Below are 17,759 nucleotides of genomic sequence, written 5' to 3' on the forward strand. Positions count from 1 at the left end.
AGATGAAGCCATGAGCATCCCGGCAATCGAACTGATGGCGGCCCTGCGGTCCGGCCAGTCCACTGCACCCCGACTGACGTGGTACGGCCCCGATTCCGAGCGGGTTGAACTGTCCGGCCGCGTGCTGGATAACTGGGTGGCAAAGACTTCCAACCTGCTCCAGGACGAACTCGACGCGGAACCCGGGACGCGGCTGCGGCTGGATGTGCCGGCCCACTGGAAGTCAGTGATTTTGGCCCTGGCGGCCTGGCAGCTGGGCATGGAAGTGGTCTTCGGGGACGCGCCCGCGGACCTGCTGGCCACTGCAGACCCCGCCGCAGGTGCCGCGGCGGGGGGATTCGACGCGGTTCTCGCGGTGTCGTTGCCGGCACTGGCCATGCGGTGGCCGGGCGAACTGCCCACCGGGGTCCTCGACTATGCCGCCGAAGTCCGCTCCCACGGCGACATCTTCATGCCCCACGTCGACCCGGAAGCGCAACGCCCCGCCCTCCGTGGCGCCGATGGCGCAGCCCATGCGCACGCGTCGCTCCTGGAGGATTTTGCCGAGGCGCACGACGCCGGCCTGCGGCTGCTCGTCCCGGCTGCAGGCGGCCTTGAAGCCGTGCTCGCGCAGTCGCTGGGGGCCTGGAAGGCCGACGGTTCTGTCGTTCTCGTGCACCCCGACGTCGAGGTGACCGGCAAGCTGCGGGCCACCGAACGCATCAGCGGAAGCTGACCGTCAGGCCGGCGGGGCGGGCAACTCCGGGTCCTTGACCGCCGCACTGGCAACGCTGGCACTGGTCTTCTGGCCATGCTCCGCGTGCGGGTGCAGCTCGATGATCTCGTGGTCGTGGGAGAACTCCGGCTCGGCGTCGAGTTCCTGGTTGAATACCAGGAAGCGGTAGGCGAAGAACCTGACCACGGTGGCGACCAGGATGCCGGCGACGCCGGCCAGGAAGAGCATGTTCTTGTCGCTAATGCCGAGCCAGTACTTCGCGAGGGCCGTGAAGCCGGTGGAAATGCCGATCCCGATCCCGTTGATGATGATGAACATCACGAATTCGCGCAGCACATTGGCCTGCCGGCGGTGCCGGAACGTCCAAAAACGGTTCGCGACCCAGGAGAAGACCGTTGCCACGCTGGCCCCGAAGAAGCGGGCCTTGGCCTCGCTGTCCGTCATCGGACCGTGCATCAGGTAATAGGTAAGCCCGTTGTCGATGACGAAAGCGATGCCGCCGACGGCGCCAAACTTGGCCACTTCGCGCCAGAACAGCGAGACAAGCCCGCGCATGCGCTCGGTAAGTGTAGTAATCATGACCCTCCACGGCCTTTTGGAACTGTAGGCCATTGGGCCAAACTCCCATTTTAGCGCCGTTTCCTTAGGAGTCCTCCCCGCCATCGGCCGCGGCTCCGCCCGGTTCACAGGCCTGCGGAGGCCCAATTGCCGGGTTCCCGCGAGGTTTTCGGTAGGCTGGGAGATGTGACTTTTCCTGTAATCGGTGTTGTTGGCGGCGGCCAACTTGCCCGCATGATGGCCCCTGCCGCCACCGCCCTGGGCTTCGAGCTCCGTGTTCTTGCCGAAGGCGAGGACGTCTCGGCGGTCTCTGCCGTGGCTAACGCCCCGGTCGGCGACTACAAGGACCTTAACCACCTGCTCGAGTTCTCCCGCGGCGTGGATGTCCTGACGTTCGACCACGAACACGTGCCCACGGCGCACCTGAGGTCCCTGATCGAAGCCGGCGTCAACGTCCACCCCGGCCCGGATGCCCTGGTCAACGCCCAGGACAAGCTGGTGATGCGCGCCGCGATCGACCGGCTCGAGCTGCCCAACCCCCGCTGGGCCGCCGTCGCCGGTGTTGCGGACCTCGTCGCCTTTGGCGAGGAGATCGGCTGGCCGGTGGTCTTGAAAATGCCGCGCGGCGGCTATGACGGCAAGGGCGTGCGGATCGTAGCCTCGGCCGACGACGCCGCGGAGTCCGCCGGCTGGTTCGAGGCCATGTCCCCGCTGCTGGCCGAGGCCAAGGTGGAATTCAGCCGTGAGCTCTCGGCCATGGTCGCCCGGACCCCGGACGGCGAATCACGGGCCTGGCCGGTGGTGCACACCATCCAGGTGGACGGCGTGTGCGACGAAGTGATCGCGCCCGCTTTGGAGATTTCCCTCGACGTGGCCGCGGCCGCGGAAAACGCCGCCCTCCGGATCGCCAACGAACTCGGCGTGACAGGTGTCATGGCCGTCGAGCTCTTCGAGACCCCGGGGGTGGGTGCCGGCTTCCTGATCAACGAGCTCGCCATGCGCCCGCACAACACCGGGCACTGGACCCAGGACGGCTCGGTGACCAGCCAGTTCGAGCAGCACCTGCGGGCCATCCTGAACCTGCCGCTCGGCGCCACCGACCTGCTGGGCCCCGTCGTCGTCATGAAGAACTTCCTCGGCGGCAACAACCAGGACCTCTTTTCCGCATACCCGGCCGCCCTCTCGAGCGAACCGGCCGCGAAGGTCCACTGCTACGGCAAGGCCGTCCGGCCCGGCCGGAAGATCGGCCATGTCAACCTCGTCGGGACCTCAGCCGCCGACGTCGATTCCGTCCGGCAACGGGCCACCACCGTGGCCGACATCATCCGGAACGGCCGCATCCAATCCGGCACAACGACGGCAACCTCCGAGGAGACCGCATGAGCACCCCCTCCACCAACCCGGCCGCCGGCACCGGTTCGGAAGCCCCCATCGTGGGCCTCGTCATGGGCTCGGACTCGGACTGGCCTGTCATGGAGGCCGCGGCCGAAGCCCTGGCCGAGTTCGGCATCCCGTTCGAGGCCGACGTCGTCTCCGCTCACCGCATGCCGACCGAAATGATCCGCTACGGCCAGAGCGCCCACGAGCGCGGCCTTCGCCTCATCATCGCCGGCGCCGGCGGCGCGGCGCACCTTCCCGGCATGCTCGCCTCAGTCACGCCGCTGCCCGTCATCGGTGTCCCCGTGCCCTTGAAGACGCTTGACGGCATGGATTCGCTGCTTTCCATCGTGCAGATGCCCGCGGGTGTTCCGGTCGCCACCGTCTCGATCGGCGGGGCGCGCAACGCCGGCCTCCTGGCCGTGCGCATCCTGGCCTCGGGCACAGACGAACTCGCACTCCAGCTCCGGGCCGACCTGGTGGACTTCGCCCAGGAACTCAACGACGTCGCCACCCGGAAGGGCGCGAGCCTGCGGCAAAAAGTCAGCGAAGTGTTCGCCGACGGAAACGTCACCCCGCGTAGCAGCCATTAAGGTAGCCATCAAGGATCCCGCATGAGTAACAGCTACGCCCCCACGCACCGCCAGGAACAGTCCCTGGTGGCGCCGGGCGACCCGGTCCGGTACCCGTCAGGCGCTCCGGCGCCCGTGCTGACCAAGCGGGCGTTCATGCTGGTGCTGATGACGCTGCTGGTTCCCGGCAGCGCCCAGGTCGTCGCGGGAAACCGCCGGCTGGGTCGGGCGGCGCTGCGAGTGACCGGAACGGTTTGGGCGCTGGCCCTGCTTGCTATGCTGCTCCTGGTCGTGTCCCGCTCCACGCTGATTAACATCCTCGCCGGCCAGATCCCCTCGCTCATACTGGTGCTCGGCCTCGCGCTGCTGGCCCTCGGCTGGGCCGGCCTGTTCCTGAACACCCTGCGGCTGATCCGGCCCGGGACGCTAGCCCCCCGGGTCCGTCCCGCGGTGGTGCTGGCGCTCGTGCTGGCCATGATCCTCAGCAGCGGTTCCCTGGGCTACGCCGCCTATCTGCTCAACGTCGGCCGCGGCGCCATCGGCAGCATCTTCGGTTCCGGCCCCACCCTCGAGCCCTCCGACGGGCGGTACAACTTCCTGATGATGGGCGGCGACGCCGGGGCCGACCGCACAGGCCGCCGCCCGGACAGCCTCTCCGTGATCAGCGTGGACGCCAAGACCGGCAGCACGGCAATCATCTCTGTGCCCCGCAACCTCCAGAACGCCCAGTTCAGCGCCGAATCGCCAATGCGCCAGGTGTATCCGGACGGGTACAACTGCGGTGACGAATGCCTGATCAACGCGATCAACACCGAGGTAACCAACGAGCACAAGGACCTCTACCCCGGGGTGGCCGATCCCGGCGCGCAGGCAACCCTCGAAGCCGTGTCCGGAACGCTCGGCATCAAGGTCCAGGCGTACGTGCTGGTGGACATGGACGGTTTTTCCAAGCTCATCGACGCCATGGGCGGCATCCGGATCAAGGCCGGCGGCTGGGTCCCGATCAGCGGGCCGATGGTGGATGAAGCCAACGGCATCCACGGCATGCCGGACGGCTGGATCCCGGCGGGCGACCAGACCCTGGACGGCTTCCATGCCCTCTGGTACGGCCGGTCCCGGGAATTCGTGGACGACTACGCCCGCATCCAGCGCCAGCAGTGCGTCCAGCAGGCCATGCTGAAACAGCTCGACCCGGCAACCCTGCTGGCAAAGTTCGAGGACATCGCCAAGGCCGGCACCAAAGTGGTCGAATCCAATATCTCCGCCGGCCAGCTCGGCAGCTTCGTCGACCTTGCCATGAAGGCCAAGGGCAAGAACGTCAACCGCCTCACCATCGGCCCCCCTGACTTCAACGCCGCCTTCTCCACCTCCCCGGACTTCGACATCATCCATGCCAAGGTCGCCGCGCTGTTGGCCAACCCGTCCGCCGCCGCCGATGACACCTTCCGGCAGCCCGGAACCGCCGCCGGACCGATCTCCGCGGCAGGGGCGATCTCCGCGGCAGGGGCGCCGGCCGCCCAGGCTTCCCCGCCATCGCCGTCGGACTTCACTCCGGTGACCACCACGCCGGAGGGCGAGCCGATCACCGAAGAGATGCTCAACCAGTTCAAGCGCAACGGCGACGAGCAATCCATCCGCGACCTCGTCGCCACCAACGGCCAGTGCGCACCCCTCTAGACAAGGACCGGCAATGTACGAACTTGAAAACGTCCTCCGGCCCTATGCCTGGGGCTCGCCCACGGCCATCGCCGACCTGCTGGGCCGGCCGGCCTCCGGCGGTCCGGAAGCGGAGCTTTGGATTGGCGCCCACCCGGACTCCCCGTCCCTCGCCCTGACGCCGGCGGCCGCCGGGGCGGGGCGGCACTCGCCCGAAGCGCACGACGGCGGCCGGCTGGCACTGGACGCACTGATCGCCGAGGACCCGGAGCACTGCCTGGGCGCCCGGAGCGTGGCCGAATTCGGTCCGCGGCTGCCGTTCCTGCTCAAGGTCCTCGCGGCCGAGACCCCCCTATCCCTGCAGGTGCACCCCACCGCTGCCCAGGCCCGGGATGGCTTCGCGCGCGAGGAAGCCGCCGGCGTCGGCCGCACCGCACAGGACCGCAACTACAAGGACGCCTTCCACAAGCCGGAAATGATCCTGGCCCTGACCCCCTTCGAGGCCCTCTGCGGGTTCCGCCCGGCCGCCGAATCCCGTGCGGTGTTCGACCATCTGGCAGCGTGCTTCGAACTGGCCGGGCTGGATCTCCCGCCGCTTGTTCCACAGCTGCTCAAGGACCTGGCGCAGCCGGACGAACCGGCAGCCCTGCGCGCCGCCTTTGAACGCCTCATCGCGGGCGGCCCGGAGGTCTCCGACGCGACGGCCGTGATCGTCACCGCCCTGGCCTCGGGTGCTCCCATGGCCGGGCACGAGGCCGAGCTCTCCACCGTGGCCGTGCTCAATGACCAGTACCCGGGAGATCCGGGCGTGCTGATCTCACTGCTGCTGAACCGGATCTCCCTTGCCCCCGGTCAGGCCGTCTACCTGCCGGCCGGTAACGTCCATGCCTACCTGCACGGCCTCGGCATCGAGGTCATGGCCTCCTCGGACAACGTGCTCCGCGGAGGACTCACCCCGAAATTCGTGGACGTGCCGGAGCTGCTCAAAACGGTCGCGTTCGAGGCAGTCGACGTGCCGATGCTTGCCGCCGAAACCACCATGCTGGACCAGGAGCTCTTCCGGCCGCCGTTCCGGGAATTCCAGCTCCAGCGGATCGAACTGGCGCCGGGGGCGGAGCCCGTGCCGCTGGCGCAGTCCGGCGCCGCCGTCATCATCGTCACCGGCGGCACTGTCCGCCTCGACTCCCCGAAGGGCGAGCTGCGGCTGGAACGGGGCGCCAGCGCCTTCCTGCCCGCCGCGGAGGCCCCGGTGAACGTCCATCCCGTCTCCGGCGCCACGGGCCCGGCCCTGGCATTTGCCGTCACCACCGCATTGGAAGCCTGACACCATGGACTATTTCCTGCAGAGCCCCTCGTGGGCACAGTTCCAGCGTGCGCAGGGCCGCACGGTCCACGAACAGACCGGTCCCGGGTGGAGTTTCCTCGCGGTCGAGGAATCCAACCCCGCCGGCAAATTGCTGTACTCCCCTTACGGGCCGGTCGCCGAATCGCTGGACGCCTTCGACGCAGCGCTGGCGGCCCTGACGGACCTCGCCCGGAACAGCGGCGCCGTGTTTGTCCGGATTGAGCCGGTCACGGCAGGGTTCGCCGCCGCCGACGCCGACGCCGTCCTGCGCAGCCGCGGCCTGCAGCCGGCGCCGGCCAGCCAGCAGCCGGAGCTCAGCTGGATTGTGGACCTCGACCGGGATTTCAAGGACGTCCTGGCGGACATGAAGCCGGCGAACCGGAACCTTTACCGCAACATCCACAAAAAGGGCGTGACCTTCCGCTCCAGCCAGGATCCGGCGGAGATCACCGTCCTCTTGGAGTTCCTGCACATGACGGCGGCCCGCAACGGCTTCAAACCGCAAAGCGACGAATACTTGAGCCAGGTGGCCCGCGTGCTGATGCCGGCCGGCGCCGCGACGCTGTTCATCGCCGAGCTCGACGGCCACCCCATCGCCGCCGCCCTGGCCTACGATTCGGCCGACACACGGACCTACGCCCACGCCGCCCTGGACGACTCGCACCGCAAGCTCAGTGCGGGCGTTCCCCTGCTGGTCACACTGATCGCGGACGCTCAGGCGAAGGGCCTCAAGCACGTGGACCTCTGGGGCGTGGCGCCCGCGGACCAGCCCGACCACAAATGGGCCGGCTTCACGGCCTTCAAGAAGTCGTTCGGCGGCCGCGAGATCGCCTATCCCGGAACCTGGGACCTGCCGGTCCGTAAGGTCCGCTACGGCAGCTACCAGCTGGCCCGCAAGGGCGCCCAGCTTGCGAAGAGGCTGCGCTCCCGGTCCCGGTCCCTCGCCAACCGCTGACGGACGCCCGGGATTAAGACGGCGAATCCCGGGACGCGAGGGCGTCCCGGGATTCTGCGTCTTGTCATTACCGCGCAGGCTAGCTGCTGCAGCGGCTAGCTCTTGCGGGCGTAGCCTTCCCACTTGCTGGCCTGGTGCTCGCCGTCGACGAAGCGGATGGTGCCGGACTTGGAACGCATCACGATGGACTGCGTGAGGACCTTGTCCTTGGAGTAGCGGACGCCCTTGAGGAGGTCGCCGTCGGTGATGCCGGTGGCGGCGAAGTAGCAGTTGTCGCTCGAGACGAGGTCGTTCGTGGACAGGACCCGGTCGAGGTCGTGCCCGGCGTCGATCGCCTTCTGCTTCTCGTCGTCGCTGGTCGGCCACAGCCGGCCCTGGATCACGCCGCCCAGGGACTTGATGGCGCAGGCCGCAACGATGCCTTCCGGAGTTCCGCCGATGCCCATCAGGGCGTCGACGCCGGTCCCGCTGCGCGTGGCGGCGATGGCCCCGGCAACGTCGCCGTCCATGATGAACTTCGTCCGCGCACCGGCCTCGCGGATTTCCTCGACGAGGGGGCGGTGCCGGTCGCGGTCCAGGATCATGACGTTGAGCTGGTTGACCTTGACGCCCTTGGCCTTGGCGATCAGGTGCAGGTTCTGCTTGACCGGCAGGCGCAGGTCAACCATGTCGGCCGCTTCCGGACCGGTGACGAGCTTTTCCATGTAAAACACGGCGGACGGGTCGAACATGGACCCGCGTTCGGCCACGGCCAGCACGGCCAGTGCGTTGTTGATGCCGAGGGCCGTCAGGCGGGTTCCGTCGATGGGGTCGACGGCGACGTCGACCTCCGGGCCGGTGCCGTCGCCGACACGTTCCCCGTTGAAGAGCATGGGGGCTTCGTCCTTCTCACCCTCACCGATGACCACTACGCCATTGAAGTGCACGGTCTGCAGGAAGGACCGCATGGCGTCAACGGCGGCGCCGTCGGCCTTGTTTTTGTCGCCGAATCCGACCCAGTGGCCGCCGGCGATGGCCGCGGCCTCGGTGACGCGGACAAGTTCCAGTGCGAGGTTGCGGTCAGGCTCGTCGATCCCGACGGCGAGCGAGGGGGAAAGCGTGGAGTACTTCTGGGGCAGGGGCGCTGGTGTCACGTGAACCTCTTCTTCGAGTGGCGGTCGTTGAACCCGTACGGCCAGGAAAGACCCGTCGCGGTGATTCGTCTGTTATTGATCATAGTCGGGGCGAGGTCTGCAGGTCATGGGATGACCGGCGCGTGACGCACTGCACGCTCGGGCGCCCGCTGGGCCGCGAATGTGGAATCGGCGCGGACATGGGCGACTATAGAAGGGTGAGTGAATTGCAGGACACCTCCCCCGCAGCCCCCGGCTCTCCGGCTGGCCGCACCCCCGCGGCAGCCCCGGATGCTTCCGGACAGCCGCCGGTAAAGCCCGTCATCGCCGCCGCGGCGGCCAAACGGGCCAATGCCTCCGTGATGGGGATGATCATCGCCCTGGTGGTGAGCATCGCCGCGTTCCTGCCGATTGTCCTCATGAACCCGGCGCCCAAAACCGACGGCTACCGGCCGAACATCAATGTCAGCGCCGTCGCGCAGAACGCGGCAGGTGTGGCGGGATTCACACCCGTGGCGGCCGATACCGGCGACACATTTCGTGCCAACTATGCCCGCTGGGAGTCCGGTGCGGGCAGCGGCGTCCCTGCCTGGGAGGTCGGCTACCTGACCCCCAAGGACTCCTTCATCGGCTTGGTGCAGACCCGCCAGGCCAACCCCACCTGGCTCCTGCAGCAGACCAAGAGCGCGCCGGTGACCGGCACCCGCAACGCCGGGGGCCGGGACTGGGAACTGCGCGACACCGGCAAGGGCGAAAAATCCATGGTGCTGGCCGAACGCGGCACCACCGTCATCCTGTCCGGATCCGCCACGCTGGATGAGTTCTCCAGCCTGGCGGCCGCCGTCGCGAAGTCGCTTGAAAGCAATCCGCCCGCAGGCGAGCCGGTCGCAACACCAGGCGCAACAGATTCCCCTTCGGCCAGCCCTTCGCCGTAAAGTGGCGACGTGGCTACTTATCTGACTCCCGCGCTCGCTTGGCAGCGTCTCCGTGAAGGCAACCAACGGTTTGTGGCCGGCACGGCCTCACACCCCAACCAGGACGCCTCGCGGCGCTCGTCGCTGGTCGAAAACCAGCACCCCTTCGCCGTGATCTTCGGCTGCGCCGACTCCAGGCTCGCCGCCGAAATCATCTTCGATCTAGGCCTCGGGGACGCCTTCGTCGTCCGCACCGCCGGCCAAGTGATCGACGACGCCGTGCTCGGCTCGCTGGAATACAGCGTCAGCGAACTGGACGTCCCGCTGATCGTCGTATTGGGACACGACAGCTGCGGTGCCGTCACGGCAACCAAAGCCGCCGTGGAGACCGGCCAGATGCCGGTCGGTTTCATCCGCAGCCTGGTGGAGCGGATCACTCCGTCCGTGCTGACGTCCCTGCGTAACAATCAGACCGACGTCAACGACATGGTGGTTGAAAACGTCAAGCAGACCTCGCAGAGGCTGGTGGACAGTTCCCGGGTGATTTCCGGCGCAGTGGACAGCGGCCGCACAGCCGTGCTCGGCCTGGCGTACAGCCTTGCTGACGGCCGAGCCGACCTCGTCTCCAGCATCGGCCGGCTCTAGCCTCGATTTCCCAGCCGCGGCCGCCGGGGCGGCTGCCGCGGCTGGGGCCGTTCACGGTTTTCGATGGGACCCCCACTCCCAATAAGCTAGCTCCATGACTTCCACAGATGAGTTGAACACCGAAGAGTTCCGCATTGAACACGACACGATGGGCGAAGTCCGCGTTCCCGTGAACGCCCTGTACCGCGCACAGACGCAGCGGGCAGTCGAGAACTTCCCCATCTCCGGCAAGACGCTGGAGCGCGCCCACATCGAGGCTCTGGCCCGGGTGAAGAAGGCTGCCGCCCAGGCCAACGCCGAACTGGGGGTGCTCGATGGCGAGCTCGCCCAGGCCATCGCCGACGCCGCCGACCAGGTGGCGGCCGGCCACTACGACGGCGACTTCCCGATCGACGTCTTCCAGACCGGGTCCGGCACGTCCTCGAACATGAACACCAACGAGGTCATCGCCGAGCTCGCCTCGCGTGCCCTCAAGTCCGCCGGAAGCGACAAGGTTGTCCACCCGAACGACCACGTCAACGCCTCCCAGTCCTCCAACGACGTCTTCCCCACTTCGGTCCACGTCGCCGCCACGTCGGCACTGATCAACGACCTGATCCCGGCGCTCGGCTACCTGGCAGAGTCCCTGGAGCGCAAGGCCGCCGAGTTCAAGGACGTCGTGAAGTCCGGCCGCACCCACCTCATGGACGCCACCCCGGTAACCCTGGGCCAGGAGTTCGGCGGCTACGCCGCCCAGGTCCGCTACGGCATCGAGCGGATCAACGCCTCCCTCCCCCGCGTCGCGGAGGTCCCGCTCGGCGGAACCGCCGTTGGCACCGGCATCAACACCCCCGCCGGTTTCCCGGAACGCGTGATCGAGCTGCTGGCGGCCGACACCGGGCTTCCCCTGACCGAGGCCCGCGACCACTTCGAAGCCCAGGCCAACCGCGACGGCCTCATCGAGGCGTCGAGCCAGCTGCGCAACATCGCGATCTCCTTCATGAAGATCAACAACGACCTCCGCTGGATGGGCTCCGGGCCGAACACCGGCCTCGGTGAAATCGCCATCCCGGACCTGCAGCCGGGCTCCTCGATCATGCCCGGCAAGGTCAACCCCGTCATCTGCGAAGCCTCCATCATGGTTTGCGCCCAGGTGATCGGCAACGACACCGCCATCGCCTGGTCCGGCACCAACGGCGCCTTCGAACTGAACGTCGGCATCCCGGTCATGGCCGCCAACCTCCTCGAATCCGTGCGCCTGCTGGCCAACACCAGCCGCGTCATGGCCGACAAGATGATTGACGGCATCACCGCCAACGTGGAACGCGCCCGCTTCCTCGCCGAGGCCTCACCCTCGATCGTCACGCCGCTGAACAAGTTCATCGGGTACGAGAACGCGGCCAAGATCGCCAAGAAGGCCGTAGCCGAGGGCCTGACGATCCGCGAGACCGTCGTCTCCATGGGCTTCCTGGAGCGCGGTGAACTGACCGAAGAGCAGCTCGACACGGCCCTGGACGTCATGTCCATGACGCGTCCGCCGCACAAGGCCTAATCAAAAGAGGCCTAATCAAAAAGGCCTAGTCAAAAAGGCCTAGTCAAAAAGGCCTAGTCAGAGGGCCGTCACGACCCGTCACGGCCCAGCCCGGCGACCGGTCACACCGGAAGCTCATTCCGGCGGCCGGCACCTTTCCAGCGAAAGGCGCCGGCCGCCGTCGTGCGTCTACGGGCCGGTCTCCTCCCCGCCGGCCGCTGCACGTTCCTCGGGCGTGTAGGCGGCTGCGGCCGAGGCCTCGGCCAAGCTGGCGCCGGCGATCCGCGCCTCGCGCAGCCGCCGGGTCTTGGCGGACTGGACGGAAAAGGCGGCATCAACGTTGCCTGCGGCGTACGTCAGTGCGTCTTCGGCCCGGATGCCCAGGCCGCCGGCGGTGAGGACCGCGTCCTGGTTGGCGCCCAGATACGTGAACTGCCAGCCCCACTGGTCCTGCTGCCGGTGGACCAGGGCTTTGACGAGGTCGGCGGTGGCCTCGCGCGAGGAGTTCTCGTGCCCGTCGGTCAGCACGGCCACGAGAACTGTCCCGGGGCGCTGCTCCTCCGGAAGGGCCGCGAGTTCAGCACCGGCTTCCCCGATCAGGCGGACCATCGCATCGTGCAGCGCCGTGCTGCCCCGCGGCTGCAGATCCAGGGCCGGGACGTCCTGGATGTCCACCGACGCATAAACACGCTCGTACGTGTCATCGAACTGCGCCAGCGAGAGCCTGCACCGGCCCGCCACGGCCTGCTGCTCCCGGATGAACGCCGCAAACCCGCCCACCGTGTCATCCGCGATGGCGCTCATGGAGCCGGAGCGGTCCAGGAGGACGTATACGTGCGTCAGGGCTGAATCAGTCATGCTTCCCCATTTCCGGCCAGGACTGGGCTGCTGCCGCGTCGGGGCCACCTGTTGCCAGCGGAAGAGCTGGACAGGAGGAGAATACGGCGGGGCTGCGACATTCTGCCGGCGGGACGGGCAGCGCAGAGACACCCGCCAAACATTTTGCACTGATGTGGGTTTAGTGCAAAAATACACTTTATGAATCAGAGTGCAATTGGCGAGGGGGGTCTCCGCGAGCGCAAGCGGGCCGCGACGCGGGCGGCGGTAACCGCCGTCGCGCGTTCCCTGACCGCCGATCGCGGCCTGGGCGGCTACACCGTGGAGGAAGTCTGCGAACAGGCGGGCATTTCGCGCCGGACCTTCTTCAACTACTTCCCCACCAAGGAAGATGCGATCCTCGGCCACGTCGACGACGACTTCCCGGAAGAGGTGGTCGAGCGGTTCATAGCCGGCGGCGCCGGCTCACCCGCCGGCGAAATATCTGCGTCGCTCCTCGCCGACCTCGTGCGGCTCTCCCTCGACCTCGCCGAACGGATGAGCGGCTCCGAGGAGGAAACCCGCCAGCTGATCGCCGTGATCAAGAAGGAACCCCAGCTGATGCTCCGGATCATCGGCGCCTCCGAGGAACGCGAGGCGGAATTCGCGCGGCTGCTCGCGGCCCGGGAAGGCGTCCGGGCCGACCATCCCGTGGTCCGCATGGCCGTGGCCCTCCTGGGAACCCTCGCCAGGAAGACCAGCGCCGGCTACTTCTCCGAAGGCAACACGCGCACATACAAGGACATGCTCCTGGAAAACATCACCGCAGCCCGAACGCTCTTCTCGCTGCCGTTCGACCTGCCAGTCGACCCGCCCGGGCCGGACCAATCCGCATCCAAGCATTACCAGCCCAAGAATCCCCAGCCCAACCCTTCCGAAGGAGCGCAATGAGCGCCGCCGTCTCCGCCAAGCCAGCAGCCGAACCGCTGCTGCTGACCCAGAAACGCATCTGGATCATCTTCTCCGCGCTCATCGCGGGCATGCTGCTCTCCAGCCTGGACCAGACCATCGTGTCCACGGCCATGCCCACCATCGTCGGCAAGCTCGGCGGCGTGGAGCATCAGGCCTGGATCACCACCGCCTACTTGCTGGCCACCACCATCGTGATGCCGATCTACGGCAAGTTCGGCGACATCCTGGGGCGCCGGAACCTGTTCCTCGTAGCCATCGGGCTCTTCACGCTCGCGTCTGTCGGCTGCGCCTTCGCCACGGACTTCTGGGGCTTTGTGATCTTCCGCGCCGTCCAGGGCCTGGGCGGTGGCGGCCTGATGATCCTGTCCCAGGCCATCATCGCCGACATCGTCCCGGCCAAGGAACGTGGCAAGTACATGGGTCCGCTGGGCGCCATCTTCGGCCTGTCCGCCGTCGCCGGGCCCCTGCTGGGCGGTTTCTTCGTGGACCACCTGACCTGGGAATGGGCCTTCTACATCAACATCCCGATCGGGATCGCCGCGTTCACCATCGCCTGGTTCACCCTCACGCTGCCGAACAAGAAGGCCGAGAAGCGGATCGACATCCTCGGCGTGCTGCTGCTCTCCGCCGCCACCACCTGCCTGATCTTCTTCACGGACTTCGGCGGCAAGAAGGACGAAGGCTGGGATTCGCCGCTGACGTGGGCCTTCGGCGTCGGACTCGTGCTCGCCGCTTCCGCCTTCGTTCTGGTGGAGCGCCGGGCCGAGGACCCCATCATTCCCATGAGCCTGTTCAAGAACCGCATCTTCGTGAACTCCACGGCCATCGGCTTCACCCTGGGCCTGGGCATGTTCGCGGCGATAGCCTTCGTGCCGACCTTCCTGCAGATGTCCTCCGGCACCTCCGCCGCGGAATCCGGCCTGCTGATGCTGCCCATGATGGTAGGCCTCATGGGCATGGCCATCTTCTCCGGCATCCGGATCTCCAAGACCGGCAAGTACAAGCTGTTTCCGGTCCTCGGTGCCGTCCTGACCATCGCGGCGATGCTGTGGCTGACCACACTGACGGCCGCCACCCCCATCTGGGTCATCTGTGTCCAGCTCTTTGTCTTCGGCGCCGGCCTGGGCTCGATCATGCAGGTGATCGTCCTAGTGGTGCAGAACTCCGTGCCGGCTGACCAGATCGGCACGGCCACCAGCACCAACAACTACTTCCGCGAGGTCGGCGCGTCCCTGGGCGTCGCAGTGTTCGGCTCCATCTTCACCACCCGGCTCTCCGAGTCCCTGACCAGGGCCTTCACCGGGGCCGGAGCCTCGTCGGACCAGGCGTCGCAGTCCACCCGGACCCTGGACCCGCAGGCCCTCAGCCAGCTCCCGGCCCAGCTCAAGGACGCGATCGTCAACGCCTACGCCGATTCGCTCGCCCCCGTCTTCTGGTACCTGCTGCCGTTCCTGGGCATCGCCTTGATTCTGGCCCTGACCCTTAAGCAGATTCCGCTCTCGGACACCGCCGGAATGGTGGCCCGCGGAGAGGCTGTGGGCGGCGAGGAAGCTGAACGGCTGGAGGCGGAACGGGCCGCGGCCCGCCACGCCGCAAACAGCGCCGGCGGCACGGACCACGCAAGCCTCACCACCGACGACGGCGAGCCCAGCCGCCTGCGCGGCTGACCATCCGGCAGCCGTCCGGCGGCTCAGCCAAGGGGCGCCGCAATCTTTGGGGGTTGCGGCGCCCCTGCTGCTTGCCAGCAGGGTTAATGCCGGCAGTCCGCCGACCGGTCAGTGCCGGTAGTGGACCCCCGCCGCCGGTTCACTGGCCCTGCGGATCATCTCCAGGTGCCCGGTCATGAGCTCAGGGAACTCCCCCGGCCGGAACCAGCCGACGTCCAGGGATTCGTCATCGTTGACCCGGGCCTCGCCCGAGACAAAACAGCAGCGGAACACCAGGGTCAGGAAATGGCACACATCCCCGTTGGGATAGCGCGTCGGGCTCCCGGCATCGACCGAAACCAGCCGCTCCGCGACGGCCACCACGCCGGTCTCTTCGAGGATCTCCCGCAACAGTCCAGGCGCGGGCTCCTCGCCCGGCTCCAGAATCCCGCTGATCAGCCCCCACTGCCCGTTGTCGGCGCGCCGGCCGAGCAGGACCCTGCCGGCGTCGTCGAACACCACTCCCCGAACGGCGGGAAGCCAGAGCGCCTCGTGTCCGATCTTCTCGCGCAGTTTCAGGATGAATTCAGGGGTGGCCATGCTCCCAGCCTAGGCCGCCGGTATCAGCAGCATGGCGGCCGCCGTGCCTGCCAGCATGAACGGCCCGAATGGAATGGCCGACTGCAGGTTGCCTCGGCGGGCGGCGAGCAGCCCGAGGCTCCACAGCCCGCCCAGAATGAACGCGGCAAAAGTTCCGGCAAAGACGTGCCCCCAGCCCAGGAATCCCAGATACATCCCCAGGACACCTGCCAGCTTCACGTCACCGAACCCCATTCCCGGCGGATACACCGCGTGCAGGAGGAAATAGAAGAGCCACAGGGCGGCCCCGCCGGCGAGCACACGCAGCCCCGGCACGCCGAACAGCCCAGCATCGCCGGTGGCACCAACGCCGTGGCCGCCAACAGCTTGGTCCGCAATAGCCCGCCCGCCGGGGAGCAGCTGGCTGGCGGCCGCGCCCAGCAGGAGCAGCCCGACGATGGCATAGGACGGGACGACGATCCGGTCCGGCAGCAGGTGGTGCCGGACATCGATCACCGTCAGCCGAACGGCCATGACGGAGAAATAGGCGCACGCGGCCAGCGCCAGCCAGAAGGCCAACGGGTTGGCGGCGCCCAGGTTGCCGAGTCGTTCGATCACCCTCGGATGCTACTGGATATTCCCCCGGCTCGGTGATGCCCGCGCGTAAACTGTGGATATGGCCGTATGGGACAGCAGGAACCGCCGCGGACCGCTGGCGCCACGCGACCCGGCGGACCAGGCTGCCGCTTTCCGGGACCTGTGCCGGTCCTCGCCCTGGAAATGGCAGTCGCTCAGGTTTGAGTACGTGGACCGGCCGCTCACCGGGACCGCAGGTGCCACGCCGTCCGCCGCCTCCCCCGGCGACCTCGTCAGGGCCTGGCTGCGCAGGCCCGGCGCCTTGCGGCTGGAGACCGTTGACGGACTGGTTCTCGGCAGCACCACCGGCATCAATGATTCACGCGGCGGCTTCTACGTCAGTTCCACCCGGAAAACGTGGCTTCTGCCGCCGCACCTGGTCACCCCGGTGTACGACGACGACGGCCTCGTCCGCCGCCGCCCGGAGGCGGCCTACGGCGAGCCGTCGTTCGGGAACGGCCGCTTCGCCGCCGTCCTGGACCCCGTGGAGCTCGCCGGGAACGCGCCGGTCCCGCTGGAATTCCCCAATTCCAACGCCGTGGAACTGGGCCCCATCAAGGAGGTTGACCACGAAGGCCGCCCCGCCCTGGAAACCACGGTCAGTCCCAACACCTCCTACCGTCCCGCCGACCCCGCGGCCCCGCTCTGCCGCCCGGGAAACACCGTGCTGAGGATCGACGCCGGGACCGGCGTGTGCGTTGCGAGCCGCTGGCTGGACGCCCCGGCCGCCGGCGATCTGCCAGCCGGCGACGCCCGGGCCGGCTACGGCCACTGGCTCAGGATCCTGGGCGTCGACGAATACATGCTCGATGACCTGTTCCTGGCCGAGTCCATGAACCTCACCGACGTCCGGCGGCACATCAGCTGGGATGTCCCGGCCGAGTAACCGCCGTCGCCAAGCATCGACGGCGGGGGGCCCGGCCCGCGGGCGCAGCGGAGTGACTGGCACCGGCCACCCTGCGCCGTTAGGCTTCCCGGATGACCGACCCCGCCTCGTACTGGCCACCCTTCGGCCTGACCCTGACCACGCCGCGCCTTGTACTGCGGCCCATCCGGGACGAGGACATTCCCGCCGCGGTCGACGCGGCCGCCAGCGGCATCCACGAGCCGGGCCGGAACCCGTTCAGCACCCCGTGGACCGAGGCCCCGCCCCAAGAGCTCGGCACCAACATGGCCCAGTGGTACTGGCGGTGCCGGAGCGGCATGACCCCTAACGACTGGACGCTCCTGCTTGGCATCTGGCACGAGGACGACTTCATCGGCTGCCAGGACATCGCTGCCAAGGACTTCGCCATGCTCAAGACGGTCACCACGGGTTCCTGGCTCCGCCGGAGCGTCCAGGGCAGCGGCCTCGGCAAGGAGATGCGCGCCGCCGTCGCCCTTTACGCCTTCGACCACCTCGGCGCCGAAGTCGCAGAATCCGAGGCCGCCGCCTGGAACCAGCGGTCCCTGGGCGTCTCACGCTCCCTCGGCTACGAACCGAACGGCATCACCCGCGCCAACTGGGCCGGCAAGACGCAGGACGTCCAAAAAGTACGCCTCACCCCCGCCGCGTTCCATCGCCCCGCCTGGCAGCTGCAGGTACAGGGCCACGAAGCCCTCGCGAAGTACCTGGGCCTCCCCGTTTAGCGCCCCACCGTCGCTGCGCTGCCGTGGTTGGGTTCGCCGGGCGGCGGTGTCCCGCCGTCGCTTAGACACCTCCCGTCGCTGCGCTGCGGTCGCTGGGCGACCTTCGCTTCGCTTTGGTCGGC

General features: G+C 67.9%; 18 protein-coding genes. 13 read left to right on the plus strand and 5 right to left on the minus strand.

What is annotated here, in order from left to right:
* The first annotated feature begins 10 nt into the window (after positions 1-10).
* Positions 11-715 (plus strand): TIGR03089 family protein, encoded by a 705-nt coding sequence (locus BM372_RS14785; RefSeq protein WP_090956217.1) that lies wholly within the window; start codon positions 11-13, stop codon positions 713-715.
* 3 nt (positions 716-718) lie between these two features.
* Here the strand turns inward: BM372_RS14785 and BM372_RS14790 are convergent, their stop codons facing one another.
* Entirely contained in the window at positions 719-1,294 is a 576-nt protein-coding gene (locus BM372_RS14790) for a GtrA family protein (RefSeq protein ID WP_090956324.1), read from the minus strand.
* A 213-nt stretch (positions 1,295-1,507) separates the two neighbouring features.
* On the opposite strand from BM372_RS14790, the gene BM372_RS14795 reads away from it, so the two are divergent.
* From BM372_RS14795 to BM372_RS14815, 5 genes are read left to right on the plus strand one after another with little or no spacing between them, the layout of a single operon-like run.
* Positions 1,508-2,656 carry a 5-(carboxyamino)imidazole ribonucleotide synthase gene (locus BM372_RS14795; RefSeq protein WP_256214308.1) on the plus strand — a complete coding sequence of 383 codons (1,149 nt, stop codon included), beginning with the start codon at positions 1,508-1,510 and terminating at the stop codon, positions 2,654-2,656.
* Positions 2,653-3,243: a 5-(carboxyamino)imidazole ribonucleotide mutase gene (purE, locus tag BM372_RS14800; protein WP_090956219.1), complete on the plus strand. Its 591-nt coding sequence runs from the start codon at positions 2,653-2,655 to the stop codon at positions 3,241-3,243. The genes BM372_RS14795 and purE overlap by 4 nt, the downstream gene beginning before the upstream one ends.
* A 21-nt stretch (positions 3,244-3,264) precedes the next feature.
* Entirely contained in the window at positions 3,265-4,899 is a 1,635-nt protein-coding gene (locus tag BM372_RS14805) for an LCP family protein (RefSeq protein ID WP_090956220.1), read from the plus strand.
* 13 nt (positions 4,900-4,912) lie between these two features.
* Positions 4,913-6,202 (plus strand): mannose-6-phosphate isomerase, class I, encoded by a 1,290-nt coding sequence (gene manA / locus BM372_RS14810; protein WP_090956221.1) that lies wholly within the window; start codon positions 4,913-4,915, stop codon positions 6,200-6,202.
* 4 nt (positions 6,203-6,206) lie between these two features.
* Positions 6,207-7,178 (plus strand): lipid II:glycine glycyltransferase FemX, encoded by a 972-nt coding sequence (locus BM372_RS14815; protein WP_090956222.1) that lies wholly within the window; start codon positions 6,207-6,209, stop codon positions 7,176-7,178.
* 95 nt (positions 7,179-7,273) lie between these two features.
* On the opposite strand, the gene glpX is transcribed toward BM372_RS14815, so the two are convergent.
* Positions 7,274-8,311: a class II fructose-bisphosphatase gene (gene glpX / locus BM372_RS14820; RefSeq protein ID WP_090956223.1), complete on the minus strand. Its 1,038-nt coding sequence runs from the start codon at positions 8,309-8,311 to the stop codon at positions 7,274-7,276.
* Positions 8,312-8,508: 197 nt separating this feature from the next.
* On the opposite strand from glpX, the gene BM372_RS14825 reads away from it, so the two are divergent.
* The 3 genes from BM372_RS14825 to BM372_RS14835 all read left to right on the plus strand — a co-directional run bounded on the left by BM372_RS14825 (position 8,509) and on the right by BM372_RS14835 (position 11,380).
* Complete coding sequence (locus tag BM372_RS14825) at positions 8,509-9,225, plus strand: DUF4245 domain-containing protein (protein ID WP_371261749.1); 717 nt, start codon at positions 8,509-8,511, stop codon at positions 9,223-9,225.
* Between the two features lie 9 nt (positions 9,226-9,234).
* Positions 9,235-9,849, plus strand: a complete 615-nt coding sequence (locus BM372_RS14830) for a carbonic anhydrase (protein ID WP_090956225.1) — start codon at positions 9,235-9,237, stop codon at positions 9,847-9,849.
* 94 nt (positions 9,850-9,943) lie between these two features.
* Positions 9,944-11,380, plus strand: coding sequence for a class II fumarate hydratase (locus tag BM372_RS14835; RefSeq protein WP_090956226.1), 1,437 nt, complete (start codon positions 9,944-9,946; stop codon positions 11,378-11,380).
* A 168-nt stretch (positions 11,381-11,548) separates the two neighbouring features.
* Here BM372_RS14835 and BM372_RS14840 read toward each other — a convergent pair whose 3' ends face one another.
* Positions 11,549-12,217 carry a vWA domain-containing protein gene (locus tag BM372_RS14840; protein ID WP_090956227.1) on the minus strand — a complete coding sequence of 223 codons (669 nt, stop codon included), beginning with the start codon at positions 12,215-12,217 and terminating at the stop codon, positions 11,549-11,551.
* Positions 12,218-12,397: 180 nt separating this feature from the next.
* Here BM372_RS14840 and BM372_RS14845 point away from each other — a divergent pair, with 180 nt between their 5' ends.
* Positions 12,398-13,126: a TetR/AcrR family transcriptional regulator gene (locus BM372_RS14845; RefSeq protein ID WP_090956228.1), complete on the plus strand. Its 729-nt coding sequence runs from the start codon at positions 12,398-12,400 to the stop codon at positions 13,124-13,126.
* Positions 13,123-14,814 carry an MDR family MFS transporter gene (locus BM372_RS14850; RefSeq protein ID WP_090956229.1) on the plus strand — a complete coding sequence of 564 codons (1,692 nt, stop codon included), beginning with the start codon at positions 13,123-13,125 and terminating at the stop codon, positions 14,812-14,814. Before BM372_RS14845 ends, BM372_RS14850 begins: the two co-directional genes overlap by 4 nt.
* Before the next feature lie 108 nt (positions 14,815-14,922).
* Here BM372_RS14850 and BM372_RS14855 read toward each other — a convergent pair whose 3' ends face one another.
* Positions 14,923-15,393, minus strand: coding sequence for an NUDIX hydrolase (locus BM372_RS14855; RefSeq protein ID WP_090956230.1), 471 nt, complete (start codon positions 15,391-15,393; stop codon positions 14,923-14,925).
* 9 nt (positions 15,394-15,402) lie between these two features.
* Entirely contained in the window at positions 15,403-15,990 is a 588-nt protein-coding gene (locus BM372_RS14860; RefSeq protein WP_090956231.1) for a prepilin peptidase, read from the minus strand.
* Positions 15,991-16,048: 58 nt separating this feature from the next.
* Between BM372_RS14860 and BM372_RS14865 the strand changes: the two genes are divergently transcribed.
* Both BM372_RS14865 and BM372_RS14870 read left to right on the plus strand, forming a co-directional pair.
* Positions 16,049-16,894 (plus strand): hypothetical protein, encoded by an 846-nt coding sequence (locus BM372_RS14865; RefSeq protein WP_177236026.1) that lies wholly within the window; start codon positions 16,049-16,051, stop codon positions 16,892-16,894.
* Positions 16,895-16,986: 92 nt separating this feature from the next.
* On the plus strand, positions 16,987-17,637 hold the full coding sequence (locus BM372_RS14870; RefSeq protein ID WP_090956232.1) for a GNAT family N-acetyltransferase: 651 nt from the start codon (positions 16,987-16,989) through the stop codon (positions 17,635-17,637).
* The last annotated feature ends 122 nt before the right edge of the window (positions 17,638-17,759 follow it).

Origin of the sequence: Arthrobacter sp. ov118, from assembly GCF_900116495.1 — a bacterium.
Taxonomy (GTDB): Bacteria; Actinomycetota; Actinomycetes; order Actinomycetales; family Micrococcaceae; genus Arthrobacter.